The organism is Microcoleus sp. PH2017_12_PCY_D_A (assembly GCF_020738565.1).
In the GTDB taxonomy this organism is placed as follows: domain Bacteria; phylum Cyanobacteriota; class Cyanobacteriia; order Cyanobacteriales; family Microcoleaceae; genus Microcoleus.
Genome location: NZ_JAEQCI010000126.1, coordinates 1 through 25,896, shown reverse-complemented (window position 1 = coordinate 25,896; position 25,896 = coordinate 1). Strand labels below are relative to the sequence as shown.

Here is a 25,896-nt window from a genome sequence, read left to right as displayed (position 1 = left end):
AGACATCTCCAATAATTATTGTGGAACAGGCATCCTGCCTGTTCCAGACTTGCTTTCCTGGAGAGGTCTATTAGCGAAAATACCTCATTTCAGGAATCAGTCGGAGACCAAAAACCGATTTTTTTGATGTATCCTCCGCAAGTTGGGTGCTAAAAAGTTTGGCTCAACAAATCGTCCCTGCTCACCCCGTGACTACGCACAGCTCGATCGAGAGTGTCTTTAGTCGGAGGATCAAAAACTCCGCTAATTGAGCCTGTGTAAAAGCCGAACTCTTGCAACCGCGTTTGTAATTGCTGAATGCTCGATCGAGAATTGACACTGCTAATCGGCACAGCAGGAACAGTAACTCGCCCAGCTAACCCGTTTTGGATTGCGGCCAAAGTTGCCGGAGTGGCAATACCTGTAGCCGGGGACAAATTGCGCTCGCGTTGAAAGGACAGCACCGCCCACTCAGTCTCGGCTCCAAATACTCCATTCACTCTTGCGGGGTTTTTGCCCAGAGTTCTGAGCGCAGACTGAAGCTGTCGGACACCAGGCCCAGTATCCCCCCGCTGCAGATTAGTTGCGACGGGCTGCTGCGGCTTTGCGGCCTGCCTGTTGCCTTGTCTCAAAGCCGATCGAGTGCTGCGATCTACTGTACCAGTCCCGGACAGCCCGCTATCTCTCTGAAACCGGATCAAAGCTTGTTGAGTTGGTCGATCGAACCAACCGTGAATCTGGCTTCTGTAATAACCCAAGTGTTGCAGCCGCCGCTGCAACAATTCTACTTCTCGGCCTGTGTCGCCCAACTCCAGAAAATCTCCAGCATTATTACTCTGCTCCTCATTCTCTCCTGGATATAAAGTAATTTCAGCTTCCCTCATCTGGGCATCTATCGCCTTCAAAGTAGCAGTGTCAGCGCAGCCGTCAGAAACCAGATTGAAATCTTGCTGAAAACGAGTCACTGCATAGAGAGTGCGTTCGCGAAACTTCCCATCAATGCCGCCCTCAAAATAGCCTAAAGCTTTTAACTGCCGCTGGATCAAGTCTACCGTCGCCCCTCTGTCGCCGAACCGCAGCCCCTTGCAACCGCCATTTTCCGAAATATCAGGAGGAGTAACGGGGGGAGTTGGCCTGGTGGAAGCAAACAGCAAGGCTAAAGTTTGCCTGTCAGCCACTCCAGTCACCCGCAGTCGATTAATGCGCTGGAAGTATCTCACCGCATTGAGAGTAATTTCGCGAAAACTCCCTGTGGGATGCGTCTTGAAGTAGCCTAGCTGTTTCAACCTGCGCTGGAGAGCGGTAACATCTGCACCCGAGTCTCCATAACGCAGCTCGCTATAGCTATAGTTTGTATAAGTAGTTTGAAAAGGTCGATCGTCCCCGTCTAAACTGTTGAGTGCTATCACCGTAGATCGATCGGGTCTACCAGTCAGCGACAGTTGATAGTCTCGTTGAAAGTTAGTCAGAGCTTGTTTTGTTACCGGGCCGAGCTGACCGGTAGAAGCTCTGGAAAAATAGCCAAGATCCCGCAATCTGTCTTGAACAGAGCGCAAATTGGGATTTCCCGGATCTATTTGAGCAAAAGCCGAACCGGCTGCACTCAAAACCGACACCATCAAAGCCAGAGACAGCAAACGGACATAAGTCTGAGTCGATAGGTTTTGCCACTTGGGTGTATCAAAAATGTCCGACTCTTGTGGGGGTGCTTCGCAAACAAGAGCAAGTTCGAGGTAGGCGAGGGATTCCATAAATTTTTAGTGTGAAATTGTGGCTGTGATGTACGAGCAAACTTAAGCTGAGCTTTGGGTTGCTCAGGATCTATCAAGACTAAGTTTTACCTGTTTGCGCGAAGCACCCGTGTTTGAAAAAAAAATGCCTTCAAAAATAATTACAGGTAAAAACCACGATAGCATCGCTGTTTCTAGAGACGCGACTGTCAGGAAAATAGTTTGCAGCCACATCTTAGCCTTGATGAGGGAAAAATGACCAGTTTTTGGGTATTTTTGGCTAAAAATTAAATTTTGTATTAGATAAAAATATTAGTTGTGGACGATCGACTAAAAATCCCCACCTTGTTAGTTGCAAACAAGATGGGGATGTTATTGGTTAACTATTTTCTAAAAATCGGACATTAACTTAGATTAAGCCGAACCGATCGCAAATCACAGCTACTCCCGCTGCAAAAACAGTAATTGCTAACGCTACCAGAGGGTTTTGCCCTCTGCTGACTGCAAAAGAAGTGACCACTCCAGCTCCTAAAGCCGCAGTTACAGCAGCAGTCGCCAAATCTCGATCGGGACGTTTGTCGTACATATTTTTTATGGTTGATAGCTGTAAAGCTGAACACTTAGATATGCGATCAAAGCTACCACTCTTGCCTCTGCTGCGGTGACAAAAGCCTACGCTTTGCAACTAACCTTAAAATTTTGCTAAAGTTCTTAACATACTCTCATTAATAACATAAGTTAAAATTATGTATTATCGAGTTTTTCTGTTGAGTTTTGGCTATTGAAACCTTTGCTCTGGTCAGCTTTATGGCAAATTGAGGAGTTTTTCGGGGCGATCGCACGCACAGTGTCAGCGTCTCAGATTGCCTTCCCAAATATCCACGACTTGCACAAAAACCAAAGAAACCGGGTTTCTTGACCAAAAACCTAGGCTTTCACCATCAACCCGCGACAAGAAACCCGGTTTCTGAGACTTGGCAATATCGCAAATAAATTTAACTTGACTTATTTCTATAAATATGTATCTAACAATTTGAGGCAAAAGACAGGAAAAAACGAGGCGTTGGTGAACAACCTGCTGCGATCGCTCCTATTCGCCTTCAACTTTTTCAGTATTGCCGCCCTTTACCCAACCTTCGCGATTGCCATCCTCAACTCGAATTCGCTGCCACTCTTTGTCGGGCGAATCTTCCAAAACAACAACTTTTTCCTTGTAACCTACACCGCCAATGCGGTTCGAGTCTCGGTTGCCACTATCCCGGAGAATTAACCCGATCGGCTGAGTCACCAGAGCTCGGTAAGCTCCCGGTTCCAGGGGTTTCTCAGACGCGGCATCGCTAGGCGCAGCATCGCTAGACGTAGAAACTGGGCTGGCCTTGGCTGTTGACTTCGCCCCAGCGCCGGCAATCTGTGCTGTTTTGTCGTTGGGAAAAACAGGTCTTTCGGGCACAGTAGTTAGCTTAGCGGCAAAGTAAAGTGCAGCCGCCACGCTAGCGCCTGCCATCAGCACGATCGCTAGCAGAAAACCCACTAAAAACTTGAAAACGCTATATATACTGTTCATAGGGCGGAAGAGTTGACAGGACAGTTGACAGTTGACAGTTGACAGTTGACAGCTTGCGAAAGAGAAAGGTTGACAGTTGACAGTTGACAGTTGACAGTTGACAGCTTGCGAAAGAGAAGGGTTGACAGTTGACAGTTAACCGAAGGAACAAGGAAGAGTTTACAGTCGATCGAAAGAATAAAGAATCGGGAAAATCGGGAATCGGGAATCGGGAATGGAGAAATTTGGGCTGGGTGGGATAGACTCTGGGAAGACAACTTTAGATTCGGGTAAATACCGAATACTGAACTATCTGCACAATGTTTGCGATCGACTATCCCTGAATCCGACGGCTCAAACTGCCGTATCTAGAAGCAAGGCGAGCTTTACCCGCAGCAGCCCAATCTTGGAGAAACTGGATTTGTTCGCTCGCCGTTCGGGCTAAGGGCACCATCTGACTAGCTGATTCTAAAATATCATCTGTGGTAAAGTCTCGATTTTGGCTAAACCCAATGTGCATGGCTTCAATCAAAGTTTGCTCGATTTCGGCTCCTGAAAAATCGGGAGTTTCATAAGCCAAGCGCTCTAGATCGTAGTTTTTGATGCTGTGCGATCGCAACCGCAACAAATGTACCTCAAAAATAGCCCGCCGTTCCTCCTGACTTGGCAAACCTACAAAAAATATTTCGTCAAACCTGCCTTTTCTGAGCATTTCCGGCGGTAAAGACTGGATGTTGTTCGCCGTGGCGACTACAAACACCGGCGAAGTTTTTTCGCCCAACCAAGTAATAAAAGTTCCGAACACGCGGCTGGTTGTCCCGGAATCGCCTTTACCGTCTAATCCCGAAAAAGCTTTGTCAATCTCGTCAATCCACAGCACGCAAGGCGCCAAAGCTTCCGCTAGCTGAATCATTTGTCTGGTGCGCGATTCCGATTCCCCGACTAATCCGGCAAACAAGCGCCCGACATCCAACCGCAGCAAGGGTAAATGCCAGTGGTGGGCGATCGCCTTTGCAGTTAAGGATTTGCCGGTGCCTTGAATTCCGACTAATAACAAGCCTCTGGGATGCGGCAAACCGTATTGGCGGGCGCGATCGGAAAAAGCACCGCCGCGCCGCAGCAGCCATTCTTTGAGATTGTCCAAACCGCCGATATCGGAGATGTTTTCGCGGGCTGGGTAAAAATCGAGAATTTGAGTTTGGCGGATGGTTTGGCGTTTTTCTTCTAAAATCAGTTCCGCGTCGTCGGGATGCAGTTCGCCTCTGGTGGCGATCGCCTTTGCCAAAACTCGGCGGATTCGTTCGATCGACAGACCTTGACAGGAGCGCACCATTTCGTCCAGGAAACGCCCTTCTATGGCTTGTCCGGTAGCCCCTAACAGCCTTTCTACCTCAATTTTGATTTCCGCCGCCGCTGGCAGGGCAAACTCCAAAACAGTGATGACTTCGCTGAGGTCTTCGGGAATCGAAGTGATCGGAGATACGATGACTATATTTTTGGAGACAGATTTGAGGAGTCTCGCCAAATTTCGCAGTTTCCGGGAAATCGAGACATCTTCTAAAAAGCGCTGAAAGTCTCGCAAAATAAAGATTGCTGGTGCGGATGCCGGCAATTTTTCCACAAACTCTAAAGCTTGTAGCGGGTTGCGCTTGCCAAAACCGGTATCGTTGGGATTGCCTTGGTAGCCGTCAACAAAATCCCAGATGTAGACGGCGCGAGAACCCTGTTTTTTGGCTGATTGGGCGATCGCGACTTCGACGCGCTCTTCTTCCCGTGTGGGAATGTAGATTAGGGGGTAGCGCGATCGTAGCAGCAGTTCAAACTCGTCGCTAAAAATAGTCATTAGTTATTAGTCATTAGTTATTAGTTATTAGTTATTAGTCATTAGTTAACAGTCATTGGTCATTAGTTATCATTTATTCTTCATTAGCTGGTGTTATTTTGATGTCTTCGTTATTCTACAGTTATTAGTTCTTAGCTACTGACTGCTGACTAATGACTGCTGACTGCTGACTGCTGACTGCTGACTGCTGACTAATGACTAAGGCAATTGCCGTTTAAATGCCGCCAGAGACGCCCAGCGACTGTCACAGACTGTTTCTGAACTTTCGGTCTCTTCTGCATCATCCTTATTTAAATCTATTCCTGGGCATTCAACATCGCATAGCTGTTTGTGCGGCAGTTCCAAACACATTTGTTGGTACACCCAATCAGTCGGAGAAAAAGAACCTGTAGGAGATAAATTTTCCACCAAATCTTCTAAATCAACTTCAAATTCTCCTGAACTTGCATCAGGCTCGCTCACTTTTTCTTCGAGCCAAATTATTTCCGATGATTGGATTTTTAAACGGTGATTGTATTGTTTTAGGCATCTGTGACAGCTAAGAGTCACAATTGTTTCAGCTTTCGCCTTCACCTCAAGAAAATTACCTTGGTGAGTAACTTGCAGCCGCCCCCGCACGGGAGTCAGAGTTTCTAAATCGGGGATAATTTCTTCAAAATCAATGACCTCTTTTCTCTCAGTTTTTGTGAGTAGATGAGGGATATAAATTGTCTCCATAATCATCATCTTTCGCCGTTTTATTATCCTCGTCTCAAGTCACAAGCCAGTCGATTTTAGATTTTAGATTTTCTTCACAGATGAATGTGGGAGCTTAAACACGATTCTAAAATTTTTGGATATCTACTTCTGGCATCGGGGCTTGTACCTGTTTTTGGGCGGGTCAAAAGTCAAAAGTCAAAAGGAATAGCTCATTTTTGGCTTTTTCCTTTTTCCTTTTTTCTTTTTTCCTTGTTAATGTCAGCGCAAGCGCACTACCAAACGCCGATCGGGTTCTTGTCCTTGACTGTAAGTTTCTATATCCTCACATTCGCTCAAAAAACTGTGTACTTGACGGCGTTCTGCCGAAGACAGCGATTTGAGCTCAACTTCTCCTCCAGTCGATCGCGCTTGCTCTGCTGCGTACTCTGCCATCGATCGCAGTTCTGCTTGTCGGCGGATGCGATAGCCGTTCAGTTCGACTGTATAAGCAATCGGCTCATCCGATTCGTGAGCAATGTTCGCAACTGTGTTGCAGAGGTACTGAATCGCATCTAGGACATTACCATCTGGCCCGACTAAGATAGCAACTTGTTCTGGTGTCAGATTGCTTTCATCTATTGTCATCCAATAGCAATCTTCTTGCTGTTGACCTACCACTGTTGAGGGAATTGCGGACAGTTTTAGCAGTTCTTCTAACCATTGCTGTCCGCGCTGCATTTCTGAGTCTTTCATTTTAACAATCAAGCCTTTTTCTTAGAACGGCCCGGCTCGAAGGGAAGTGCATCTAATCCCTGTTCTTTTTTGGTTTTCGCTTCTGCTTCGTCCACAATTTTTTGCAGGTTTTCCGGCAGAGGTTCTCTTGACAAAATAAACGCTTGCACTGTTTGGAAGATGTTCGCAATCAGCATATACATCAACACGCCAGCGGGCAGCGGGAAGAACAAAAACATCCCCGAAAATATAACTGGCGTCAGTTTGTTGACTGTAGCCTGTTGGGGGTTGTCGTTTGGCCCTTGTGCTTGTCCCGAAAGAGTTTGGTTGATGTACAAACTGATGCCGAAGCCCAGGATCATTACCAAAATATCCCAGTGGATTGTACCGTCGGAGTCGATCGCGCCCACGCGGCCTAGAGCTTCGATAAACAGGAATCCTTTGTTGGTAGCCAATCCGGGGATTGTGCCTTGAACCGTGGCTTCACCGGGCGCTAAAGCCACGATGTTTCCCTGTTCGTCTACCTTGACAAATTCTTCGCCTTTGATGACTTTCCATTGGGGAACAAAGTCTATTTCGCTCTTATTTTCTGCCGCTAGAGCTTGGAGAGGTTTGCCATCTGGGGTCTTAAATTCAACCTTGGTTGTATCGCCGACTCCGAGTTTGTCACCGGCTGGAATCACGCCCACAACTGGAGCGTGAAATGTACCCGTCACGTAAATATTTTGTGGTGGCGTAGCAAAAGCTTGCGGTTGAACAGTTTCGATTTGTTCTTTGGGCAAAACTTGGACGTTAACGCTGTAATTTACGTCAGAAAACGGCGAACCCCTGAGCGTTGCAAACAGTGCAAACAGCACCGGCATTTGCAGCACCAACGGGAAACATCCTGCGAGAGGATTGCCAAATTCTTTGTATACTTTGCTCATTTCCTCCTGCTGTTTGGCAGGATTTTCTTTATACAGTTTTTGAATTTGATCTACTCGCTCTTTCATCAACGGCTGCGCTACTTTCATGCGCCGCATATTGCGAAGAGATCCTGCATTTAGAGGATAGAGAGCAAAGCGAATCACGAGCGTCAGAGATACGATCGCTAAACCGTAGCTTGGCACGATCCCGTAGAAAAAATCTAGGATCGGCAGCATTAGGTTGTTGGAGAGAAACGAGATACCAAAATCCATTCGCTTTGAGTTAATTTAGGTGCTCTTAATTTGCTGTTGAGAACTATTTTTACCCGCTAAATGCGGGCTGCCTCAACTTTTAGGCTTTTGTCTCTATCTTAGGACATTGCCTGTCGATCGACCGCCCGCTAACAGATTTTTGTAATGACTAAAGCCAATACTCGCGCTGACTTCGCCCAAAAAACCGACACAAGCCCCCGAATCCTGTCGTGGAGATTCAAAAATTCTAGATCAAAGTTCCATCTCCCAGATTCAAAGCTGCGAGTAAATCTAAAATCTAAAATCTAAAATCGACTGCTTTCTCCCTTAAATCAGGGTGAAAGCCGTTCGGTTATTTAGCTTTTGCTGCTGCGTTGGCTTTTTGAGCTGCTGCGGGCAGTTTTTCGTTAATGTAGTCATACACTGCTCGAAATTTCGGAATCGATCGCAGTTCCAAGCGGCTGCCATTTTTCATTGTCAGCACCATGTCTCCGTAAGTCCCGAAACCTCGAGGTACTGTGACGATTTTGACTATATCTGAGTAGATAACGTCGATGCGATCGCCCCCCATCCAACCGCTAGTTACGGACACTCGGCGGTTCGTAATCCGGTAGCGCAGCCACAGAGCCCGGACAATTGCTCCTACTGCGAGGGGGATTCCCACGACAGTCAGCCCCAGCAGTAAGTTGATAATCAAGTCTCCAACTGCAGGGCCGCCTTCATAATATACTTCCTCTCGAATTCCCATCTAGTACCTCGGCTTCTACCAACAACTGCTCTAATTCTTGCAGAATTTCTGCATAATTGCACTCTTGTGCGATCGGACGCACCACAATTACTAAATCCCAGCCGAATTTTAATCGGGGCAATAGCTGTCGCAAAGCGGCCCGAATCTGGCGCTTGATCCGGTTGCGGACTACGGCGCGCTTGCTGACTTTCAAGCTGATAGAAATGCCTGTGCGGCTGGGCTGCAAGGATTTCTCGGCTGTGGGTTTTCCAATCTCGACGCTTTTGGGTTTGCGAAGAGCTCTTAAGCTGAAATGAGCGGAGTTGCGGCGCATTCCCTTGCGGTAGACGGCGCTGAAGTCCTTTCGGTGCTTGAGTCGGTTTGTAGGAGGCAACATGGCTGCGTGCGATCGGGCTCATTCTCGGGCAGTGCTAGACTGCGAGGCGGTGGCGACCTTTGCTGCGGCGTGCTTTGATTACCAATCGACCGGTTGCGGTACGCATTCTGGCGCGAAAACCGGATGTTCTTTTTCTTTTGCGGCTGGTTCCGTGCAGGGTTTGCTGTGTCATTTTGATTTCTCCGGGCTTGTTACTTTACTTTTGATTAATATTCACAATCTTCTAGTGTACCATAGAGTTGTTTTCTTGGCAATAATATTTTTATAAGTTGATATGTATTGAGAGTTGAGTTAAGTCGGGATTCTAGCCTTGAATGATTGGTCAAGGCTAGAATCCCGACTTATTTAAAAAATGTGGTTTATGAACGGCTGACATCTCTTGAAAGCATTGCCAAAAGAATTTGATGTTTGAAAGACAATGGGTTAAAATGCCAAATATAGCCAACCGGAAAAAACAGATGGATGCCACAGTATTAACCCCTACTCCGAATCCTAATGAAAAAGTGACTATTGTCCGCACAGAAAGGGGGCTTACGATCGCGGGAACACGCATAACTCTTTATGATGTAATAGATCATCTCAAAGCCCACTATCCCCCTAAATTCATTCGCGATGTATTTAACCTTACGGATGAGCAGTTGGGCGCTGCCATTTCCTACATTGAGGCGCACCAGACAGATGTAGAAGCTGAGTATCAAGAAGTTTTGAAATCAGCAGAAGAAACTCGCCAGTATTGGGAAGAACACAACCGCGAACGCTTTGCTCGCATAGCTGCAACTCCCCCTCGCTCTGAATATGAAGCTGCGCGAGTCAAACTTCAGGAACGCAGAGCGCAGCGGGAAGCAACAAAGCAATGATGATTCTGGCTGACTACAATTTGAATCGGCAAGCTCTCTTGCTTTCTGGAAGTCTGGTGGTAGGAGGGTGGTTAGATATTGCTCCCATTCGGTTAGTGACATTTCAAGATATTGGCTTAGCGTCTAATAGTGACGATCGAGTTGTTTGGCGATTGGCTCAATCTAATCAAATGCTTTTATTGACAGCAAACCGCAATGCAAAGGGTGAAGACTCTCTGGAACAGGTGATGCGCGAAGAAAATGAGCCAACTTCATTTCCAATTATCACGATTGGCGACCCGGATCGCGTTAACGAATATGATTATCGAGAGCGTTGTGTTGAAAAGCTTGTAGAAATCGCGATCGATATCCAATACTACATGGGAGCAGGTCGGTTATTTATTCCCTAAACAGATGTAGCGATTCTAGCTCTCATATTCGCGGACGTTGTTGGGAAGAGAGGGGGATGAAAAAGAACCAGGCAAAAATCCAAAAGCTTTGTGAACAATGGTTTTTAGGATTTGCATATTTAGCCCTTCATACTGTAAGTCAGCAACGCCGACAACTCATTTAAATAAGAAGCCGACGCTATAGCGGTTCTCAATTAATTGTCGAAGAGTGTCCCTTACCCGAAATACAGAGGATTTCAGGTAAGCGAACTATGTTGATTTAGGCGATCGCAAAAATACCAGTTTCCTAACTTAGATATTGCAGCTCATATCGTCAGATAATTGACTGAAACGAGCATTTTCTCGATAGTCTACGGGGCAGTCAATCACGCAGGGGACATCTTGAGCCAGGGCTTCCTTCAGGATAGGAATAAAATCGGTGGCAGATTCCACGCGATAGCCTTTTAAACCCATACTTTCGGCATATTTTACAAAGTCGGGATTGCCAAATTTGACGAAATCTGAATGACCAAAGTGATCTTCCTGCTTCCATTCAATTAACCCGTAGCCGCCGTCATTAAAGATGAGAGTGACAAAATTAGTACCTGCGCGCAACGCAGTTTCTAACTCTTGAGAATTCATCATAAAACCGCCGTCGCCGGTGGCTGCTACTACTTTGCGATCGGGATAAACGAGTTTTGCCGCCACCGCGCCCGGAATCGCAATCCCCATCGCAGCAAATCCGTTGGAGATTAAACAGGTATTCGGGCGATCGCAGTGATAGTGCCGCGCGATCCACATTTTGTGAGCCCCCACATCAGATATGAGAATATCTTCCGGGCCCAGCACTTGCCGCAAATCGTAAACCAGTTTTTGCGGCTTGATCGGGAAACCATCATCCTTGGCATATTGTTCGTACCCAGCGCGAATATCCGCCCGCAATTGCTTAGCAAAAGGATCTGTCTTCTCCATGCGATCGGCACGCTGCAAAATTTCATTCAGCGAATCCGAAATATCCCCAACAACTTCTACCATCGGAATATAACTGCTGTCAATTTCTGCTGGCAGAGCTCCTACGTGAATAATCGGAATTTTACCGTCAGGATTCCACTTTTTCGGGGAATATTCAATCAAATCGTAGCCAACAGCAATCACTAAATCAGTTTCTTCAAAAGCACAGCTAATGTAATCCCGTTTTTGCAATCCCGTCGTCCAAAGTGCTAAAGGATGAGTATAAGGAATTGCACCTTTGCCCATAAAAGTATTAGCTACTGGAATATTTAATCGAGTAGCAAATTCTGTCAAAGCCTCGCTGGCGTTAGCGCGAATCGTGCCGTTTCCTACTAACAGCAGAGGACTTTTTGCTTTAGAAATTGCCACAGCGGCTTTATTCAGGCTTTGGTAAGCACCAAAAGTTTTTTCGCGGTTGTCTTTCGTCAGCGGAGCTCCTTCTACAGGCATGGCTGCGATGTTTTCTGGCAAGTCAATGTGAACTGCTCCGGGCTTTTCACTTTGAGCTACTTTAAAGGCTTTCCGAATGATTTCTGAGGTCGTGCTGGGGCGGACAATTTGAGCGTTCCATTTAGTAACTGGTGCAAACATGGCGACCAAATCTAAATATTGGTGCGATTCTATGTGCATTCTATCTGTGCCGACTTGTCCGGTAATTGCTATTAAGGGAGCACCGTCTAAGTTAGCATCAGCAACTCCTGTCATTAAGTTAGTTGCGCCGGGGCCCAAGGTGGACAAGCAAACGCCTGCTTTGCCGGTGAGGCGGCCGTAAACGTCTGCCATGAAAGCGGCGCCTTGTTCGTGGCGAGTAGTAATAAATTTAATTGAAGAGTGTCTTAGGGCTTCGAGAACTTCTAAATTTTCTTCTCCTGGAAGTCCGAAGACGTATTCTACGCCTTCGTTTTCTAAACATTTTACGAGTAGTTCAGCAGTGTTCATTTCCGTTTTTTTCCTTTGTAAGTGGGTGTTTTTTGTCTTCGTCAACTTCTTGCAAAAATACTAATTTTGATTTTTTAACTACAGATGATTCACGGGCAGGATGCCCGTGCCACAATCAATTAAGATTATTGCGAGGAGTTGATAAAGTTTTACTTATTTTACCCACACTGTTTTAATGTTGACAAATTCGTGAATTCCTTCGATGCTCAATTCGCGTCCGTAACCGGAGCGTTTGATGCCGCCAAAGGGCAATCTGGGATCTGATTTTACTATGCCGTTGATGAATACGGCGCCTGCTTCTAGTTCGGAAATAAACCGATCGCTCTCTTCTCTTACTGTAGTCCAAGCCGCGGCACCCAATCCAAAGGATGTGCTGTTGGCCAGGGCGATCGCCTCATCGATGCCCGCAACCCGGAATACCAAGGCTACCGGGCCGAAAAACTCTTGTTGGCGCGCCTCCGCATCCGGGGGAATATCTGCCAGAATAGTTGGCAAGTAGAAATTGCCGGCTTTCTCTGACAGTGGGCGGCCGCCTGTCAGGAGTTTTGCTCCCGATTTGATGCAATCTTGCACTTGATTGTCCAATTCTTTGAGGATTGCGGGAGTCGCCAAAGGGCCGATATCGGTTTCGGGCAACATCGGATCGCCTACTTTTAATTGCTCGAATTTTTCGACAAATCCTTTGATAAATTCGTCGGCGATTTCTTCTACTAAAATAAACCGTTTGGCAGATACGCAAGTTTGGCCGCTATTGAGCATCCGCGATGTGACTGCTGTGGATAAAGCTGCTGGTAAATCGGCGCTGGACATGACAATAAATGGGTCGCTTCCTCCCAATTCCAGCACTACTTTTTTCAAATTTTTGCCCGCATTTGCTGCCAAACTTTCACCAGCCGGTTCGCTACCGGTGAGAGTTGCTGCTTTTACGCGATCGTCCGCAACGATTTTAGCTACTTTGTCGGCTCCCACTAACAAAGTTTGAAAAACTCCTTCGGGAAAGCCGGCTTGCGCGAAAATCTCTTCTATTTTCAAAGCGCACTGAGGCACGTTGGAAGCGTGTTTGAGCAAGCCTACATTGCCCGCCATCAGCGTCGGTGCCGCAAACCGAAAAACTTGCCAAAATGGGAAATTCCACGGCATGACGGCTAAAATAGCGCCCAGCGGTTGGTAGCGGACAAAGCTGCTGCTAGCGTCGGTGGTTGCGGGTACGTCTGCCATGAATTGAGCGGCATTTTTGGCGTAGTAGCGGCAAACTAAGGCGCATTTTTCTATTTCGCCGATCGCCGATTTGAGCGTTTTGCCCATTTCCAGGGTCATCATTTGGGCGTAAATTTCGCGATCGCGCTCCAAGATATCCGCAGCTTTCTGCATCCAGATTGCTCGCTGCTCAAAGGGCAGGTGGCGGTATTTGTTAAAAGCTTGCTGTGCTAATGCCAGCTTAGCTTCTATTGCTTCATCTGTTATTGGATCGAAAGTTTTCAGCGTTTCTCCCGTTGTCGGGTTGATAGTAGCAATAGCCATTGTTTTATCTCCTGTTTGAAAAACACAAAACTCCCTGATAGTTTTGAAGCTAGCTCGGGAGTTGTTGTATCGATGTATTAGAAAATTGGGATTTACCAGCCATATTTTTAGATCTTGCTAACTTGCAAGTGCCGGGATTTGTTTAAATGTCTCTGTTTTTAATTATACTGCAAGGTATTAATCGCAAATCTTAAGAAATTTTGTTTTTAAAGTTTATATGGGCGAATTTTAACTGGTTCCCAGGCTCTGCCGGGGAACCTATATCTAGAGGCTCTGCCTCGGCTGGGACAATCGACAATGGAGGCTCTTCCTCCGGGTATGCGTTTCCAGGCAGACGTATAACCAATAGTCCGGCAGGGGTTAAAACCCCTGCCTCAAAGCGAAAGTCGTCTAAAGACGACTAATGAGTTCAAGAGTAATAATAGCCGTAGGGTGCGGAGCCATCAAAAATCCCAAAAAAGAGCGAAAATCTCGCAGCGACGCACCTTGCAAGAATCAGGCATAAGGTGCGGAGCCATCAAAAATCCCAAAAAAGAGCGAAAATCTCGCAGCGACGCACGTGACAAACAACCGAGGACACTCCAAGAGCCCATTCGTGTCAACTTTCCACGTATAACCAATAGTCCGGCAGGGGTTTTAACCCCTGCCTCAAAGCGAAAGTCGTCTAAAGACGACTAATGAGTTCAAGAGTCCTCTTTGAGAGGACTTTCGCTATTAGACAGGGGTTTCAACCCCTGGCGGACTGACGGGCGGACGAAAGAACTGGGCGGACTGACAGCTTAAGTTGACCCCTACCTCAAACCGATTTTTCCTCGATATAATTCTGCACGTAAGACTGATAGTAATACCTGCTGCCCTTATCGTTATTCGCCACCATTCCCAACAGCGGAATCCCCGCCATTTTCAAATCTTCAAAAGCCAACAGCAGCGCCTCCCGCTCAGTTTGATGCAGCCCCACCACCAGCATCAATCCGTTGGTGTGAGCCGCCAACAAATTCGCATCCGCCAAACCCAAAAGCGGCGGAGTATCGTAAATAACTAAGTCAAAATGACTTGCCAAAGCTGCCATTAAATGCTGCATTTTTCGGGAAGAAAGCACCTTTGTGGGATCGGGAGGCACTGGCCCGGATGTTAACACAAATAGGTTTTCATCGCGGGGCGATCGCAAAATAACCTCTTCCACATCCACATCCTCGGCAATTACATTGTGCAAGCCCTGCCAATTCGGCAACCCCAGCATTTCGTGCACCTGCGGCCTCCGCAAATCCGCATCAACCAACAGCACCTGCTGGCCCATTGCCGCCGCCGCCCGCGCCAGATTTACCGCCACCGTAGACTTACCGTCAGCTACCTGACAAGACGTAATTACACAAGATGCGATCGGACTATTAACATTTAGCAAGCGAATATTAGCATTGAGCGATCGAAAAGCCTCTTCAAAAGCATCCGTCGGCACCGGCGAACTTCCCACATCAATAGTAGTTGTCTCCGCAGGCGGCAGTCTCAAAATTTTATCGCTAGCAGGAATCACCCCCAACAAAGGTAGGCGAATCGAATGCTTGACATCCTCAGGAGAATTGAACACAGTTTTATTATTAAACCGTTCCGCCAACTGCGCCGCCAGCATCCCAAACAACAAACCAGCCAATCCCCCCAAAGCCAAATTCAAAGGCATAATCGGAGCAACAGCCATCAACTCGCCATTTTTGTAGCGCGGAATTTCCGGCTTAGCAATAACTTCCCAAGCCACCTCTTTTTTCCCCACAGCTTCAAGCTGCAAAGCTTGCTGTTTTGCCAGCAAACCATTCAGCGTATTGTTAGTCAACTCCGCCTCCCGCTGCAAATCCGCATAGCGCCGGAAAATCACCGGGAATCCTTGAGAATATTGATTCAACTGCTTAGCAGCCTGTTCCAAAACCTGATTCCGCACGCCCAAAATCTGAATAGAATTAGCAGTACCGATAAACTGTTCGATTAACTTAATCCGCACCGGATCTTGAAAAGCCAGCACTTGCGAATTCACCTTAGCCAAATCAGTTCCCAGCACCTGTTGGGCTTCTTTCTTCAACAAAGGAATCAGATTTTTGCGCTGTTCTCGCAACAACTGCATTTGCGGAGAGTTGTCTGTATATGTCGCCGAATTAATCGCAATTTGTCCTTCCAATTGCTGCAATTGAGTTAGCATTCCTTGATAGCGGGGAGCTTGACTCAACGCCGAAGCCATCAGCGCTTGTTGCTGGGTTAATCCGAGCTGATTTTGCAGGTTGATATAGAGCAATCTTTGCTGGTTTAGCTGGGTTTGCGCGTCCAATCTTTGCGTTTGAAGTTGGCTGATTTGCTGCGCGAGTTGTTGGGTTTGAACTTGCGGATCGATGAAATTGTACTGCTGCCGCAACTTTTGAATTTCTGTTTGCAGAGCTTGTTGGCGCTTTTGCTGGTTGGGAATTTTCGATTTCACAAAATCCAGACTCTGGCTAATTTGAGTTTTGGTATCTTGTACGCTGTAGTTGCGGTAGCCTAGGGCCACTTTTTCCAAAACAAACTGAATTTTTTTCGGATTGAAATCCCGATATCTAACTTCAATTATCTTGGTATTTTTGAAGCGATTAATTGATAGCCTAGTTCCCTGCAAAAAAGGCAGATTATCTGCTTTTTCGTTCAAAAGATAGTTGTAATTTATTTCGGGATATTTCGCCTGCAACTGTTTAATAATTGGCGACATTACTTGCGGGCTTTGCAAAACTTGAATTTGCGATTCGTAGTCAAAAACGGGATTTTCTGGCGTCGCGGGACTCGCCGGTTGCAGTTTCAGCTCGCCGGAGTAGACTTTTGCTAAAGTGTTTTGCGTAACAGGGGTTTCTACTAATAATTGAAAGCGTCCTTCATACTCGCTTTTTTGAGTCAGCGTCCAGGCAAAAACCCCCGTTGTCACCGCCGCTGCTACGCCGATGACTAAGAACGAGCGATTGCGGCAGATTTCCCAAAAATTTAACGGTTCTTCCTCGGTTTGAGCCGTCGCAAAAAACTGCTCTTCTTCATAAAGCACGGAAGATAATTTTGGCTGTACGGCGGCTTTTTTATTGTTATTAAACAGTGCTATTTGAGATTTTTTACCTGGTTTCATTTGATTGCTACAACTTATTAGTTTAAACGTCTGTACGGCTGGTGCAGTTTCATCAACCCGGTTTCTGATTAGATATTTCGTTACCCAACCGAATTTTTTTGTAGAAACTGGGTTGATGAGGTCTGAGGGCTAGTCTATTGAAATCACCGAAAAATATTGAACAACCGGAAAATTCCCAACAGTGGACTGAAAGGAGCGAGAGTGCCACCTACATTATCTGAAAATGCAGCGCGACCCGATCGCCTGATCATAATTACATCATTATTTTGCAGTTTGGGATTGGTTTCCTCATTAGCGGTTGCCGAAAAATTCACCTTAACACTTACCCGCGAAACAGTGCCGTTAGGATTGAGGCGAATTAAATCCACCGAATCCATTTCGGCCCGCGATTTATTAAAACCTCCCGCTGCTACCAGCGCTTGATTTAAAGTAGTGTTGGGCCCTAATGCAAAAGAGCCAGGTTTCACGACTTCTCCCACCAGACTCACCTTAATCGAATCCGGTGAAAAACTAGAAGTAGCAACTTGTGTGCCTTCGAGTGCATTGAGATTTTCGGCTTTGGGAACGATTACCGTGTCTCCCTGTTGCAGTGCCAAATCTTGGGATACATCTCCCGCTTCCAAAAGTTGCCACAAATTCACATTAATAATTTGTTCGGTGCCCGCCCGCGTCAGGCGGCGAACTTGTATTTGTCTGATATCAGCTACCGGCGTAATGCCGCCGGCCATTTTAATAGCCCTAGTTACAGTTTGCTGCAAAACAGTTTCCCCGCCACCGGGAGTTTCCTTAGCAGCAAACAAACCAGAATCTGCACCCGATTCATTCTCTTGTACCCTACTTTGAAGCTCTTTTGCCAGAGTATAAGTACCGGGTCGAGTTACTTCGCCCACCACAGCAATATTAATTGGTTGAGTGCTTTGCCCGGTAATGTTAGCTACTGCTAAAGTCGGTGCTTCTTGGCGGTTGAGGCTAGTTACAGTGGGAATAAATATTGTGTCGCCGTCGCGCAAAGTCATATCGGCGCGCAAATCGCCGTTTTGCAATAATTCCCACAAATCCACACTGATAATTTGTTCCGCTGCGTTGCGCTGGGGGCGGCGGATTTTGATTTGTCGCACGTCTGCTGACTGGGTTATTCCGCCGGCTAGTCGCAGCGCCCGCGATATTGTGGGCATTTGAGTGCCGATTTGCTCTGATGTGCCTCCGGGGCCTGCTGCTGAGGATATTGTATAGGCTCCGGGGCGGTTGATTTCACCGGCGATCGCAATTTGCAAAGGACGCGCAGCCAGCAGTTTCATCGTAATTACAGGACGTTTGAGATATTTGCCGTATCGATTCTTAACAGCATTAGAAGCTTGTTCTAAGGTCATTCCGGCCACGGATAGGCTGCCAACTAACGGCAAACTCAGGGAACCGTCGGCCTGTATTTGGTGTTGACCGTTGGGGCCGCTGTATTCCGGGACGTTGAAGATGTCTATTTGGATGCGATCGCCCGCGCCCAAAGTGTAAACTTCCGATCGTACACTCGAAGGTGCACTGGCTGGAACTGACGGAAATCCCGGCGCTGCCGGTACCGGTACGCGAATCGGAGAACCCGAACCCGAAGCAGGAGGAGGAGGAAGAGGAGAAAAAGAAGGAAGAGGAGGATAAGAAGGGGAAGGAGGAGGAGAAGGAGGAGAAGGAGGAGGAGGAGGCAAAAACTGGGCCACCGCGGCAGATGAACCCACAGTCGCCGCCAGCACTGACACAGTTAAACTTTGGAAAATTAAATTTTTGACTGCATTACTTACGCCATAAACCTGTTTGCAGATTGTGCTGAAAACCTCTCCCTCAGACCCTTTCCTGCAAAGATAAGGGAGAAAATCTCCCCTTTTCCTTTTTGCCAAGACAACCGCAGGGTGAGGTTTTTTCTCAAGTTGCGCGCCGCGCGAAGAACTGTTCACCACCATCGCTTTTTGCCCCTATCCTCTTCCTACCCCGCCAACATTAAATGTAACCCAACTGTTCCAACTTGCTCAGAACTTTTTTGACACTATCTTCCAAACTTTCCTCGTCTGTGCAACAAACAATCTCGGGATTGAGGGGTGCTTCATAAGCATCGTCAATGCCCGTAAAACCCTTAATCTCTCCTGCTCTGACCTTAGCGTACAGCCCTTTGACATCTCGAACTTCGCACACTTCTAACGGCGCTTTGACATACACCTCAACAAAATTTGGCTCCATTGCTCTAATTTCGTCGCGAATAGCTCTGTAGGGGCTAATAGCTGCCGTGATTGCCACAACTCCATTGCGGCTGAGTAGGTTTGCGACAAATCCAATCCGCCGAATATTAGTATCTCGGTCTTCTTTGCTAAATCCCAAGCCTTTTGACAAGTTGGTGCGAACGACATCTCCATCCAATATTTCAACTTTGCAGCCTCGGGTCTTCAATTCTGGTTCGAGAGCTTTGCTGATAGTTGTCTTGCCAGAACCGCTGAGTCCGGTAAACCACAAAATAAAACCTTTTTCCATTTTCAACCATTAATAAGTAACTGGGAAATTATAGAATGTAAAATTTTCTATATCTATTCTCCCTTTTCTATCTTATCGTGGTTTGCGGTGTCATCTTGATAAGATTTACCTGCGAAAAATGAGAACTCAAAATTTGCGAACTCTGCGGTCATCTCACCACACAAATGCGCGACAGTCACATAATTTACGATATATTCTTTGTAAAGACTTAACAAATTCAAATCAAAGTCGCGATCGATCGCAAACCTCGAAGATCTAACAGTATATTTACGGCATTGAACACTTAAAATTATTACAAACATCGAGCATATATCCGTAGATTAACGGTACTCAACATTTGATATTATCACAAGTGTTTAAAATATATCCGTATATTCACGGCACGAATTGCTGGTAATTATCACAAGTGTTTAACATATATCCGTATATTCACGGCACGGCTCGCCTACATAAGCCTTGAACAATCCCAAATCTCCAATCTCCAATCCTATTGCCTATGTTTCCCGTCTTAAAAGCAGATGTTTTAGTAGTTGGTGGCGGCACCGGCGGCACTTCAGCAGCAGTCCAAGCAGCCCGCCGAGGTGCCAAAACTATTTTAGTCAGCGAATTCCCCTGGCTGGGAGGAATGCTGACTTCGGCCGGCGTTTGTGCTCCCGACGGCAACGAATTAGCAGCATTTCAGACTGGTTTGTGGGGCGCGTTTCTCCGGGAACTCCAGCAGCGACAACCGGGAGGTTTGGATTGGGGCTGGGTCAGTTTTTTTACTTACGATCCCCGCATCGGTGCTGAAATTTTTGCTGATTGGGTTAAGTCTTTGCCGAACTTGCAGTGGATTTCTGGACAAACAGCTCAAGATGTGATTTTTGAAGACAACAGAATTTCTGGGGTGAGATTTGCAGATTTTACGGTTTCTGCCAAAATCACTTTGGATGCAACGGAATTGGGAGATTTGCTGGCTTTAGCTGATGTTGGACATCGCTGGGGTTGGGAATTTCAAGCTGAGTGGGGAGAACCTAGCGCGCCGATCGCCCCTAACGATCTCACACAAAGGTATTCGGTGCAAGCTCCTACTTGGGTGGCCATCATGCAGGATTTTGGCGAGGGTGCGGTGGCGCCAGAAATTCCCGCGCCGCCTGTTGACAATCCCGATCGATTTTCCGGCGCTTGGAAAGATTACACTCCCGAACAATTCCTCAATTACGGCCGACTTCCTGGGGGATTGTTGATGATTAATTGGCCGATTTGTGGTAATGATTATGGTGAAAAGGTCGATCGACTAATTGAATCCAAAACATCCCGACAAGAATTCCTCCAAGAAAGTCTCTGGCACAGCCAAAGTTTCGCCCGCTTCATTCAAACCCAACTCGGCCCGCGCTACGGCTTAGCAGAAAATATTTTCCCCATTTCAAAAACAGAAAATCCCGAAAATTCTTCCCTGCTTTCTGGCTTCGCCTTGCACCCCTACTACCGAGAAAGCCGCCGTTTGCGAGGGATAAGTACAGTCACAGAACAAGATATTTTGCCCTTTGGAGGCGCCAAAGTCGCGAAATTGCCGATCGATTCTCAGGGAATTTGCGAGACAATTGCGATCGGCAACTATGCTAACGACCACCATTATCCCAGCGGTGATATTCCCTTACAGCCCAAATCCATCCGCTGGGGCGGCCGCTGGACTGGCACTCCCTTCACAATTCCCTACAGTGCGCTAATTCCTGCGACTACAGACGGATTGCTAGTTTGCGAAAAAAATATTTCCGTGTCTCACATCGCCAACGGTGCAACTCGCTTGCAACCTTTGGTGATGAATATCGGACAGGCGGCGGGGATGGCGGCGGCTTTGTGTGTGGAAGTTGGATGTCAGCCGCGCGATTTGCCTGTCAGAGTTTTGCAGGAAGCTTTGCTGCAAGATTCCGAGGCGAGGGCGGCGGTTGTTCCTTTATTTAATTTGACACAGGAGCGATCGGACTGGCTGCATTGGCAGCGCTATTATCTCGATCGACCTCAAGCATATCCCGCCAGCGGCGAATGTCCTTTGTTCGTCAAAAACTGCGAAGAAACCCGGTTTTTCAACGAAAGTTCTGTATTTGAACCCAGAACCTTGACATTTGAACCCGGTTTCTGTGTAAATCCCAGCAGTAAAACAGCAAATACCGAGAGTGAATTTACCGGCATTTTCCGCCGTCGGGGCGCACAAGACTGGACACTGACGCTGACAAGTCCCGCATCCTTAGTCGGTCAAACTTGGCAACTCGTGACTTTGGACTGGGAAACCGACAGATTTCTACAGAGTTGCAAAACCGAAAAGCCTCTGACGGTATGGGGCAGGCTGAATTTTTCAGGTGCTTGGCTGCGGTTGGGTGCAGTAGCATTGAAGGGGTGAGGTTTTTTGCAAAGTTCCGAAAATTGCTAGAAATTTATCCTGAGCGAGCGGGGGAAGTCTGTATCAGGTTATAGACACTGACACGGATACTACCCATGCACACCTACACTGCAATTGCTTTACTGAGCCTGTTGGGCATTACCTTGAGTGCCAGCGCCGCTCGATATTTTGAACGCCTAGTGGAACTGCTCGTAATTGCCACTGATTATATGTTCTTGGCGTCCACTAAACCACAAAAAGGCGATCGTTCTCCAGAAAGAGGTAGCGGACGCAGAGAGTTTGCTAAAACCGATCTTTACACACATTACATACCAGCATTTTAATGGCATAGGACAAAAATAAGTTCTACAAATTAGTGGGCTTCGGCCGCCCGTGTCGATCGGATTTTCTGGGATTCTAGGAAAGTGACGTTCGTCTGGCAACTCCACTTCTTGTTGACAGTCATTAGGATATTTTTTGCGTGTTAAAAATGATAGCAGATCGAGCTGCAACCGCCATCTCTCAAGAGATTTACTCTTGCGATATTTGGCGGTTTTGTCTGTTTCAGGCTGGAGATACATTTTACCTATAAATGTAGGCAACTAAAATTTATTGTGGGTGACACAATTTTAAAAATTTAGGAATTACGCATTAAGACCAAAGAAACCAGTTTTTTTACCTAATTTATGAAGTACAACGCAAGATTTTCGTAAAAAACTGCTGGTTAAGCTTCGGCTACGCTCAGTTACCGCAGAGTCGAAACCCGTTTTCTGCTCGCTCGTGCGTCCAGCACTAAAATCAAATAATTCTCGCATCATGTTTTTTGGATAGTCTGGCAACTTCAACAAAATCAATCCTGATTAGCAAGGGAAAAGTCCGTATCTGTAAATAGACACTGACACGGATACTACCCATGAAAAACTACCCTGCAATTGCTTTGCTCAGCCTGTTGGGCCTTAGCTTGAGTGCTACCTGCGCTCTATCCACAGAATCCCCACTCCCACAGCTAGAAACTTCTACCGCTCAATATATGTTATCAGCGCAAACTCAACAAAGAGGCGATCGCGCTCCCCGCAGAGGCAGCGGACGGTATGATTTGATGCAGACCGGCACAGTCACTCAGGCACTACAATAATTTCGATCGCATTGCCAGAAAGCTAGTTTGGCAACTGACTTGTTTCTTGTTTCGAGGCTGGTTTCGAGGGCGCCCGTGTCATCGATCGGATTTTCTCGGATTTATAGTTTGTCAGGTTCCTCAGGCAACTGCACTTTTTATTGATACTCCGCAGGCTATTTTTTTGTAATAAATGTCACAATATAAACGGGAGCTGCCATCTACGTAGAGAGAAATTCTCGTAGGTGGCGGTTTTGTATTGAAAATGCTCTCTCTCTTTCTCCCATTCTGCCCCTCTCTGAGCCGCCTCAAATTTTTGCGATCGCAACAGTTCTTTACGTTTTCTCCCCACAGGTGGGGTTGAATTTTTAACCGCTGCACTATAATTGACGTGCGATAACTAACTTATATATAGGTACACCCTGAGTGCAGAGGGTGGATCACTCGACTTAAATTTGCCAATAAGAACCACTTATTCGGTGTCGATCGCCTTTAAGCCCATGCCCCAATCATATCAGGAAAATTAATCTGCCTGAATATTTGGGTAGCTGCCCAGCTTTCCGGCGATCGCAGGCTATGCTTGATTCGGCGGTCTCGCAATATTTTTTTTTAGGGGGATGAAAAGATGCCTCCAAGTTTTACTATTTCGGGGATTGTGATGAAAAATGACTCTTTAGATCTGGTCAAAAGCCTGAGCCCCAGTGCAATGGATCAGATCATGCTATATCTGGCGTTTAGCGCCATGAGAACCAGCGGGCACAGGCATGGGGCGTTTCTAGACGCGGCCGCAACGGCGGCTAAGTGTGCCATTTATATGACCTATATGGAGCAGGAAAACAACCTGCGGATGACCGGACACTTGCATCACATTGAGCCTAAACGGGTGAAAGTGATCGTCGAGGAAGTCCGGGAAGCTCTGACTAAGGGAAAATTGCTGAAAATGTTGGGTTCCCAAGAACCTAGATATTTGATTCAGTTTCCTTATGTCTGGCTGGAACAGTATCCTTGGGTTCCGGGACGCCCTCGCATTCCGGGAAACAGCTTGACTGCTGACGAAAAAAAATATCTCGAAGGCAAGATTCCTCCTAATCCACCTGACGCTCAATTGATCAATTCTTTTCAGTTTATGGAGTTGATCGAGTTTCTGCACAGACGATCGCAAGAAGAGATGTCAGCAGAAAGGCGAATGCCTTTGAGCGAAGCTCTAGCAGAACACATCAAGCGCCGCTTGATATATTCCGGAACGGTGACTCGCATTGATTCGCCTTGGGGAATGCCTTTTTATGCTCTCACCCGCGCTACTTACTCTCCGGCAGAACAGGAAGAGCGCACGTTTACAATGGTGGAGGATACGGCTAGATATTTCCGGCTGATGAAGGATTGGGCGGAAAAACAACCGAAAGTCATGCGAGTTATGGAAACTTTGGATGTTCCGCCGGAACGGCTAGAACAGGCTGTTGAGGAATTAGATGAAATTATTCGTAATTGGGCCGATCGCTATCACAAGCGGGGTGAACCAACGATGATTGTACAAATGGTTTTTGGGCCGCAAGACGACGATTAGTCATCAGTAGTCATTAGTCATTAGTCATTGGTCATTAGTCATTGGTCATTGGTCATTGGTGGTTAGTATTCGATCGCTCGACAGTAATGACTAATGATTAATAACTAATATTTCTGGGCGCAGAAACCGGGTTTTTTCCGAAAATACTGGGTTAAGGCCTTGAACGATCGTAAAAAACCCGGTTTCTTGGGTCGCCTCCAGCACTGACTAAGCGAAAAAAGTTCTCCAAGCGAAGGCTAGGACGATCGCTGCGATCGCTCCTATGAGCGTATTAAAAAAATTCACTACCTCATTCGTCAGCCACTCAAACTTTGATTGCACCGTTGCGCCAATCACGCTCTCGATGTTCGTAGCAATAAAAGCTGCAACAACACAAACCAGAATTCCTGTCAAGTCAATTAAACCCACAGCCCAACTCACAAGAGCAATTAGAATCGATCCGACAATACCTGCGATCGTTCCTTCCAAACTTACCGCCCCTTCCGTTCCCCTAGGTACAGGCTGCAAGGTAGTAATCAAAAACGTATGCTTCCCGTAAGCTTTGCCGATTTCGCTAGCGCAGGTATCGGAAAGTTTGGTGCAGAAACTCGCCGCATAACCCAGCAACAACAAAGAAATCACATCAGGTGACACAGGCAAAATAGCATCAGGTGGCACAGGCATCTTGCCTGTGTCTCCGAAAATACCGCCTGTGTCTCCGAAAATACCGCCTGTGTCTCCCAAAATACCGCCTGTGTCTCCCAAAACAGATAATCCCAAAATTCCCACAGCACAAAGAGTAGCCGTTAAAGCCGAACCCCAAACATTTTCCGGGCCTCGGGCGCCCGATCGCTTTTCGGCAATACCTTCAGCTTCTTTTTGAGCTTTGCCAATGCGGGTAACTCCAGATCCGACCAGAAAGTAGAACATGACCACAGCATAGCCCCGCCATCCCAAACTGCCCCAGATGATGACACCCAGCAGCCAACCGTGGAGTTGTCCAGCCGGAGTAAGCAATTTTTTGGGAGTAAAGGTGGCGATCGCGAGTAAAAATGTATTCAGGGCGATCGCCACCAACCAAGGATTAGACCAAGATAAATAATTAAAGAACAATTCTGAATTCTGCATTGAGTACCTCCATGAGCCAAGTCATATTTCATCTTGCCTTCCCCGTGACAGATATTGCTCAAACCAAAGCCTTCTACGTAGACGGGCTCGGCTGCCAATTAGGTCGCGAATCGCCGAATTCTGCGATTATGGGCCTGTGCGGCCATCAAATAGTCGCCCACGTCAGCCGCGAAGCTGTGACGCCTCAGCGAGGCATCTATCCCCGGCATTTTGGCTTGATTTTTACTTCGGAATCTGACTGGGAAGGGTTGTTAGAAAAAGCCCAGCAAAACAACTTGAATTTCTATCAAGAACCGAGACGGCGATTTGTCGGTTTGCCCACAGAGCACCGCACTTTCTTCTTAGAAGACCCTTTCCACAATATACTGGAGTTCAAGTATTACTGCGAAGCTGAAGCAATTTTTGGCCGGAGCGAATATGCGGAAGTCGGCGATGCAGTTTAGTGGTAGCCTCGTAGGGTGGGTCAGAATAGAGTTATTTTTTTGATAATTGAGAATCAATCTCTCTTGTAGAAAAGGACTAAAGTCCTCACTACAAACCCGCAATCAAAATAGTTCGTAGTGAGGACTAAAGTCCTCCGATATTGAAAAGGACTAAAGTCCTCACTACGAACCCGCAATCAAAATAGTTCGTAG

23 protein-coding genes are annotated in these 25,896 nt (G+C 46.8%); 7 read left to right on the top strand and 16 right to left on the bottom strand.

Going from position 1 to position 25,896, the window contains the following annotated elements:
• Nucleotides 1-149: 149 nt before the first annotated feature.
• The 10 genes from JGK39_RS28030 to rpmH form a co-directional block, all read right to left on the bottom strand.
• Nucleotides 150-1,730 (bottom strand): peptidoglycan-binding protein, encoded by a 1,581-nt coding sequence (locus JGK39_RS28030; RefSeq protein WP_293253841.1) that lies wholly within the window; start codon nt 1,728-1,730, stop codon nt 150-152.
• 388 nt (nt 1,731-2,118) lie between these two features.
• Nucleotides 2,119-2,295, bottom strand: coding sequence for a hypothetical protein (locus tag JGK39_RS28025; RefSeq protein ID WP_293253839.1), 177 nt, complete (start codon nt 2,293-2,295; stop codon nt 2,119-2,121).
• A gap of 504 nt (nt 2,296-2,799) precedes the next feature.
• Nucleotides 2,800-3,273, bottom strand: coding sequence for an SH3 domain-containing protein (locus JGK39_RS28020; RefSeq protein WP_293253836.1), 474 nt, complete (start codon nt 3,271-3,273; stop codon nt 2,800-2,802).
• 313 nt (nt 3,274-3,586) lie between these two features.
• A complete protein-coding gene (locus JGK39_RS28015; RefSeq protein WP_293253833.1) occupies nt 3,587-5,095 on the bottom strand; it encodes an AAA family ATPase in 1,509 nt (502 codons plus the stop codon).
• 198 nt (nt 5,096-5,293) lie between these two features.
• Nucleotides 5,294-5,812 (bottom strand): YceD family protein, encoded by a 519-nt coding sequence (locus JGK39_RS28010; protein ID WP_293253830.1) that lies wholly within the window; start codon nt 5,810-5,812, stop codon nt 5,294-5,296.
• 240 nt (nt 5,813-6,052) lie between these two features.
• A complete protein-coding gene (locus JGK39_RS28005) occupies nt 6,053-6,526 on the bottom strand; it encodes a R3H domain-containing nucleic acid-binding protein (RefSeq protein WP_293253827.1) in 474 nt (157 codons plus the stop codon).
• Nucleotides 6,527-6,534: 8 nt separating this feature from the next.
• The gene (yidC, locus tag JGK39_RS28000; protein WP_293253824.1) at nt 6,535-7,683 is read right to left on the bottom strand and encodes a membrane protein insertase YidC; all 1,149 of its coding nucleotides are present in this window, start codon (nt 7,681-7,683) and stop codon (nt 6,535-6,537) included.
• A gap of 331 nt (nt 7,684-8,014) precedes the next feature.
• Nucleotides 8,015-8,410 (bottom strand): PH domain-containing protein, encoded by a 396-nt coding sequence (locus JGK39_RS27995; RefSeq protein WP_293253821.1) that lies wholly within the window; start codon nt 8,408-8,410, stop codon nt 8,015-8,017.
• Nucleotides 8,382-8,786: a ribonuclease P protein component gene (rnpA, locus tag JGK39_RS27990; RefSeq protein ID WP_293253818.1), complete on the bottom strand. Its 405-nt coding sequence runs from the start codon at nt 8,784-8,786 to the stop codon at nt 8,382-8,384. The genes JGK39_RS27995 and rnpA overlap by 29 nt, the downstream gene beginning before the upstream one ends.
• 34 nt (nt 8,787-8,820) lie before the next feature.
• A complete protein-coding gene (rpmH, locus tag JGK39_RS27985; RefSeq protein ID WP_006632320.1) occupies nt 8,821-8,958 on the bottom strand; it encodes a 50S ribosomal protein L34 in 138 nt (45 codons plus the stop codon).
• 232 nt (nt 8,959-9,190) lie between these two features.
• Here rpmH and JGK39_RS27980 point away from each other — a divergent pair, with 232 nt between their 5' ends.
• Both JGK39_RS27980 and JGK39_RS27975 read left to right on the top strand, forming a co-directional pair.
• Nucleotides 9,191-9,643 carry a DUF433 domain-containing protein gene (locus tag JGK39_RS27980; RefSeq protein WP_366049246.1) on the top strand — a complete coding sequence of 151 codons (453 nt, stop codon included), beginning with the start codon at nt 9,191-9,193 and terminating at the stop codon, nt 9,641-9,643.
• A complete protein-coding gene (locus JGK39_RS27975; RefSeq protein WP_293253815.1) occupies nt 9,640-10,032 on the top strand; it encodes an ACP S-malonyltransferase in 393 nt (130 codons plus the stop codon). The genes JGK39_RS27980 and JGK39_RS27975 overlap by 4 nt, the downstream gene beginning before the upstream one ends.
• A 291-nt stretch (nt 10,033-10,323) precedes the next feature.
• Here the strand turns inward: JGK39_RS27975 and JGK39_RS27970 are convergent, their stop codons facing one another.
• The 5 genes from JGK39_RS27970 to cysC form a co-directional block, all read right to left on the bottom strand.
• Entirely contained in the window at nt 10,324-12,006 is a 1,683-nt protein-coding gene (locus JGK39_RS27970; RefSeq protein WP_293253812.1) for an acetolactate synthase large subunit, read from the bottom strand.
• Between the two features lie 108 nt (nt 12,007-12,114).
• Nucleotides 12,115-13,482, bottom strand: a complete 1,368-nt coding sequence (locus JGK39_RS27965; protein WP_293253809.1) for an NAD-dependent succinate-semialdehyde dehydrogenase — start codon at nt 13,480-13,482, stop codon at nt 12,115-12,117.
• 796 nt (nt 13,483-14,278) lie between these two features.
• Nucleotides 14,279-16,606 carry a tyrosine-protein kinase domain-containing protein gene (locus tag JGK39_RS27960; protein ID WP_293298233.1) on the bottom strand — a complete coding sequence of 776 codons (2,328 nt, stop codon included), beginning with the start codon at nt 16,604-16,606 and terminating at the stop codon, nt 14,279-14,281.
• A gap of 143 nt (nt 16,607-16,749) precedes the next feature.
• Complete coding sequence (locus JGK39_RS27955; RefSeq protein WP_293298230.1) at nt 16,750-18,555, bottom strand: SLBB domain-containing protein; 1,806 nt, start codon at nt 18,553-18,555, stop codon at nt 16,750-16,752.
• A gap of 37 nt (nt 18,556-18,592) precedes the next feature.
• A complete protein-coding gene (cysC, locus tag JGK39_RS27950) occupies nt 18,593-19,117 on the bottom strand; it encodes an adenylyl-sulfate kinase (protein WP_293218534.1) in 525 nt (174 codons plus the stop codon).
• Nucleotides 19,118-19,613: 496 nt separating this feature from the next.
• On the opposite strand from cysC, the gene JGK39_RS27945 reads away from it, so the two are divergent.
• The 4 genes from JGK39_RS27945 (at nt 19,614) to hetR (ending at nt 24,154) form a co-directional block, all read left to right on the top strand.
• The gene (locus tag JGK39_RS27945; RefSeq protein WP_293298227.1) at nt 19,614-21,497 is read left to right on the top strand and encodes an FAD-dependent oxidoreductase; all 1,884 of its coding nucleotides are present in this window, start codon (nt 19,614-19,616) and stop codon (nt 21,495-21,497) included.
• A 95-nt stretch (nt 21,498-21,592) separates the two neighbouring features.
• Nucleotides 21,593-21,820: a hypothetical protein gene (locus JGK39_RS27940; protein ID WP_293253794.1), complete on the top strand. Its 228-nt coding sequence runs from the start codon at nt 21,593-21,595 to the stop codon at nt 21,818-21,820.
• A gap of 569 nt (nt 21,821-22,389) precedes the next feature.
• On the top strand, nt 22,390-22,611 hold the full coding sequence (locus JGK39_RS27935; RefSeq protein WP_293253792.1) for a hypothetical protein: 222 nt from the start codon (nt 22,390-22,392) through the stop codon (nt 22,609-22,611).
• Between the two features lie 637 nt (nt 22,612-23,248).
• Nucleotides 23,249-24,154 (top strand): heterocyst differentiation master regulator HetR, encoded by a 906-nt coding sequence (hetR, locus tag JGK39_RS27930; RefSeq protein WP_293253934.1) that lies wholly within the window; start codon nt 23,249-23,251, stop codon nt 24,152-24,154.
• A 207-nt stretch (nt 24,155-24,361) separates the two neighbouring features.
• Here hetR and JGK39_RS27925 read toward each other — a convergent pair whose 3' ends face one another.
• On the bottom strand, nt 24,362-25,261 hold the full coding sequence (locus JGK39_RS27925; RefSeq protein WP_293253789.1) for a TIGR00297 family protein: 900 nt from the start codon (nt 25,259-25,261) through the stop codon (nt 24,362-24,364).
• 11 nt (nt 25,262-25,272) lie between these two features.
• Here JGK39_RS27925 and JGK39_RS27920 point away from each other — a divergent pair, with 11 nt between their 5' ends.
• Nucleotides 25,273-25,704, top strand: a complete 432-nt coding sequence (locus tag JGK39_RS27920; RefSeq protein WP_293253786.1) for a VOC family protein — start codon at nt 25,273-25,275, stop codon at nt 25,702-25,704.
• Nucleotides 25,705-25,896: the final 192 nt, after the last annotated feature.